The following is a 3,928-nucleotide window of genomic DNA, read 5'->3' as shown; positions in this document are numbered from 1 at the left end:
CGGTAGTACAGGATGCCGCCGTCGGAAGATTCCGGCGCGGCGTAGAGGGTGCCCTTGTAGGAGGCGGCGTCGAGGGTCGGCTTCAGCATCCCGGCCGTGTCGAGCGCCATCTTGTCCTTGAGCGGCTGGAGCCAGCCCTTGGCGGCGAATTCCGCGGTCCAGACGACGTCGACACTGACCACGTCGTAGTTAGAGTCCTTGGCCTGGAAGTGCTGGACGAGGTCGTCGTGCTGCTGATCGGCCTGGTCGGTCTGCTCCTTGAACGTCACTTTCTCGTTCGGGTGCGCGGCATTCCACTTGTCGATCAGCGGCCGGACCACGTTGCTGTTGTCTTTGCCCTGCACGTAGGTGATCGGACCCCTGCCGTCCAGGTTGGCTGCCGCATCGCCGCCACCCGTGCTGCTGCTGCCGCCTCCGCCACCTCCACAAGCCGACAGGGAAAGGGCCAGTACCCCGGCCGCGGCCACGGGAAGTAGATACTTACGGGTTTTCATGCAGGTGCTCCTCGCTGAGTACCGGATGGGACCGGTGGTGCAGTTGGTGTGGTGGGCATCACACTAGCGAGGAGATGGCCGGTAATGCAAGCGTTTACATCAACGTTTTCCCAACGGATCCCTGTTGCGGGGACAGCCGCTGCCCCTACGCGCGCGGCCCGGCGCGGCACCAAGACCCGTGGGGCTCATGTTTCAGCTGGGACGGATGTTCCAAAAAGCGCACCCACCGGCGTGTCGCCGCCTGGCCTCGGTTGGGGTCAGCGCACGCGTTCGGCGCGGCCGAACCGGGACCGGGCGCCGGAACCGATGTGAATCAGTACGGGGGTGCGTTTGCCGATCACGGCGTCCAGTGCCTCCACCAGGGCGGAAACCTCCGCGGCGAGGGTATGCGGGGCCACACCCTGGCGCGGTTGCACCCGGATCCGCAGGGCCGGCTCGCCGCCAAAGTCATAGGTGGCCACCATGGCGCCAGCCAAGTCCGGGCGGTCGGCCAGCGCCGCCTTAAGTGCCTGTTCGGCCACGCTGCCGCCGATCCGGACGCTGCCGGGCACCTCGCCGGCGTCGTCCTCGGCGACCAGCAGGTTGGCGCGGCCTTTGCCTTGTTGCGCCAGCCAGGCCACCATGACCCCGATGACGACCACCAGCAGGACCACCATGACAATCCATAGCCAACTCTCCGGCCGTCCTGGGAAGCGGGTGCGTTCGAACAGGCCGCGGATGTCGGTCCACACCTGACCGGACCAGCCCTGCCACCAGTTCCCGACCGCGGGCACCGTGGCCAGCAGCACAAGCAGGGTCCCGATGACCAGGAGCTTGGCGCCGAGAATGCCGAGCAGAATCCGGTTGAGAAGCCGGGGGGTGCCGTTCACGCTCCGATCACCCCCGAGGAGGCCAGGTTGACCCGGACCTCGGGCATCGGCGAAGGCGCCATTTCACGAAGCTCGGCTTCAACGGCGGCCAGCACCTCCGCCTCGCGGAGCGGCACGCCGGAGGTCGGCCGGATGTTGACCAGCACCTGGCGCCGGGAGACCACCACCATCACCTGGTCCCGGGTCACGTTGGCAGCCAGCCTGGCACGCCGCGCCAGCGCCGAGGCGATCACTTCGTCGTCGACCACGACGGCGGCACGCGGGTCTGCGAGCACGTGCCGGGCGCGTCGGCCGGGCAGTATTGCGTTGAGGAAGAAGTAGAGCCCGGCTGCCATCAGCACCGCACCGATGACGCCGAGCAGCAGCGGGGCGATTCCGGCCGGGAGTGCGGTGAGCCGGTCCGCGGCAGTTTGCGGATCAACCAGCCATGGCGGCTGCCCGACGGCCCGGACAGCGGTTTCAAGCAGGGCGTAGCCGCACAGCACAATGACAAGGACTGCCGCGATGACGGAGGCCGTCGCCCGGGACGAGCTGGTCTCCCGCGCGAGGACTTTCTCCATTCCGGCCGCGCCGGAGTCCGGGCCGGGGACGGTCCCGGCTTCGCGGGGGCTACTGCCGGCGCCGGTGGTGCTGGGACCGTGGGCGTGGGAGCTTGGTTCGTGGAACCCGGCGTCGCGGTGGTGTCGTTCGGCGGCGTGGCTCATCGAACCCGCCCTCCATCACTGACGCTGGCCCCGCTGATGCGGATGTCCACCCGGCTCAACTGGGCGCCGCTGAGTTCGGTCACGCGCTGGAGGATCCGCGCCTTCGCGGCCACCGCCCGGTCCCAGATGGGGCCGCCGAAGCCGGCTACGCGTGCGGGATCCCGCAGCACCGAGGTGAGCGAGGGGACCGCGATTGGCGTGACGAGGGACAGCGCCAGCAGGCCGTCGTCGTCGGTCCAGTCGGCCCGCACGTCCTGCGGCGGCACGCCGAGAGCCTCGGCCGCGGCGGCCCGAGCGACGCTGGTGAGGGCTTGGGTGCTGATCCGGTTATGTCCGGCCAGCAGGCGGCCGGCGGCGACGCTCATGAGGAGGAACGCCGGCCGGTGATGGCGTCGAACACGCTGCGCAGATCCAGTTTCCCTTCCGCCGCACGGCCCAGCAGGGCTCCGACGGCCATGAAGAGAAGGGACCCCAGGAAACCCCAGACTCCGAACGCGAAGGACATGAAGGCCAGGAAGGCGCCGGCGGCAATGCCGACTACTGTCAGGTTCACTGAAGCGCCTCCCTTGCCGGCCGGGTCTCGACGGCGTCCGGCAGTTTGGGCGGCCCGGGGACGAAGACGTCGTGGATCTCGATGTTCACTTCAATGACTTGGAGCCCGACGAACTCCTCCACGGCGGCGTAGACGGCAGCGCGGATCTGGTCGGCCAGGGGATGCAAGGGGGTGCCGTACAGCGCCACCAGGTCAATATCCACGGCCACCTGGGTCTCGCCGACCTCGGCGCGCACCCCGGCTGCGTGGTCCGAACTGCCGACCGCGTCGCGGAAGGCGCCCAGTGCCCGTGAGGGCCCCGTGCCCAGGGAGTACACCCCCGGGACGGCGCGGGCGGCGATGCCGGCAACCTTGGCGACGGCGGCTTCGGAGATGACGGTGCGGCCGGTCGCGGCGCGGAGCGTCCCCGGCAGGGCGGTCTCCGGGCCCGGTGCGGACTGAGGATTCTGGTACTCCATGAGGCACTCCCCTTCTCTTTGACACCACCCTAGCCCTTGGGGCCGACCGCGGGGGCAGATCACGAGGATATCCGCCGTCAGCGAGGGCCCGAGGCGGTGCTGGAGCGGTGGGGAGCAGCCGCTGGGCGTTGAGCAGTCGAGTGAGTCACAGGCCGATTTGCAAGTTTTCGGAGGTGATCTTGGCCATACGGCGCCGACTGGTAATTTATTGTCCAGCGAGCCCTTCGGAAGCTCTGGCAATTACGCCCTTCCTGACAGTCCCGGTCTCGCTTTAGCAGGGGGAATCTTGAAGAAAACACTCGCATTTGTCATGCTCGCCGGTCTCATGCTGACCGGCTGCAGCAAGCCGGCTTCCGCAGAGCCGGCTGCACCCACCACGACGGCCGCGGTCGCCGCCTCGATCGCCGTCCCCAACGTGGTCGGACTGGCCCTGGACAAGGCCACCGACCAACTGAAGGATCTCGGCCTGAAGGCCGACGCGAAGGACATCGACGCCGACAAAACGATCATGGTCAAGAGCAACTGGGTGGTCGCCACGCAGGATCCGGCCGACGGCACCCAGGTCGCCAGGGGCTCCACCGTAAAGCTCGGCGTCAAGCCCCTCTCGAAGGCCACGCCGACCCCCACGCCGACACCGGCCAAGGCCGAGGTCGTTGAGGTCGTGGCCCCGGTCGCCCCGCCGATCGAGGTTGCGGCTCCCGTCGCCCCGCCGGCGCCGCCGGCCTACGTGCCCCCGGCAGCCCCGGCCCCCGCGGCTCCGCAGTACGGCGGTATCATCTGCAAGGACGGCTACGCGTGGCCGAGCGCGACGCGCCAGGGCGCCTGCAGTGGCCACGGCGGTATCAGGAAG

The 3,928-nt window shown here is 69.0% G+C and carries 7 protein-coding genes; 1 reads left to right on the top strand and 6 read right to left on the bottom strand.

Annotated elements, in window-relative coordinates; translation table 11 throughout:
* The 6 genes from AB4Y86_RS13740 to AB4Y86_RS13715 all read right to left on the bottom strand — a co-directional run.
* Positions 1–494: extracellular solute-binding protein (locus AB4Y86_RS13740; RefSeq protein WP_441402770.1), on the bottom strand; the 494-nt coding region annotated here is incomplete at its 3' end.
* A 257-nt stretch (positions 495–751) separates the two neighbouring features.
* Entirely contained in the window at positions 752–1,363 is a 612-nt protein-coding gene (locus tag AB4Y86_RS13735) for a hypothetical protein (RefSeq protein WP_441402769.1), read from the bottom strand.
* A complete protein-coding gene (locus AB4Y86_RS13730) occupies positions 1,360–2,067 on the bottom strand; it encodes a hypothetical protein (protein WP_441402768.1) in 708 nt (235 codons plus the stop codon). The genes AB4Y86_RS13735 and AB4Y86_RS13730 overlap by 4 nt, the downstream gene beginning before the upstream one ends.
* Entirely contained in the window at positions 2,064–2,432 is a 369-nt protein-coding gene (locus AB4Y86_RS13725; protein ID WP_441402767.1) for a hypothetical protein, read from the bottom strand. Before AB4Y86_RS13725 ends, AB4Y86_RS13730 begins: the two co-directional genes overlap by 4 nt.
* Positions 2,429–2,620 carry a hypothetical protein gene (locus AB4Y86_RS13720; protein ID WP_441402766.1) on the bottom strand — a complete coding sequence of 64 codons (192 nt, stop codon included), beginning with the start codon at positions 2,618–2,620 and terminating at the stop codon, positions 2,429–2,431. The genes AB4Y86_RS13725 and AB4Y86_RS13720 overlap by 4 nt, the downstream gene beginning before the upstream one ends.
* Positions 2,617–3,078, bottom strand: a complete 462-nt coding sequence (locus AB4Y86_RS13715) for an Asp23/Gls24 family envelope stress response protein (protein ID WP_441402765.1) — start codon at positions 3,076–3,078, stop codon at positions 2,617–2,619. Before AB4Y86_RS13715 ends, AB4Y86_RS13720 begins: the two co-directional genes overlap by 4 nt.
* 286 nt (positions 3,079–3,364) lie before the next feature.
* On the opposite strand from AB4Y86_RS13715, the gene AB4Y86_RS13710 reads away from it, so the two are divergent.
* On the top strand, positions 3,365–3,928 hold a 564-nt coding region (locus AB4Y86_RS13710), incomplete at its 3' end, for a PASTA domain-containing protein (RefSeq protein ID WP_441402764.1).

The sequence above is a fragment of the Arthrobacter sp. 2YAF22_2 genome (assembly GCF_052114645.1).
Lineage (GTDB): Bacteria > Actinomycetota > Actinomycetes > Actinomycetales > Micrococcaceae > Arthrobacter.
The sequence above is the reverse complement of the archived record's forward strand: the minus strand, read 5'-3'. Positions and strand labels throughout refer to the sequence as shown.

What these genes read in the sequence shown, in the direction of transcription:
- AB4Y86_RS13730 (WP_441402768.1), bottom strand. Translation starts at nt 2,067, where the DNA reads ATGAGCCACGCCGCCGAACGACACCACCGCGACGCCGGGTTCCACGAA.
- AB4Y86_RS13725 (WP_441402767.1), bottom strand. Translation starts at nt 2,432, where the DNA reads ATGAGCGTCGCCGCCGGCCGCCTGCTGGCCGGACATAACCGGATCAGC.
- AB4Y86_RS13715 (WP_441402765.1), bottom strand. Translation starts at nt 3,078, where the DNA reads ATGGAGTACCAGAATCCTCAGTCCGCACCGGGCCCGGAGACCGCCCTG.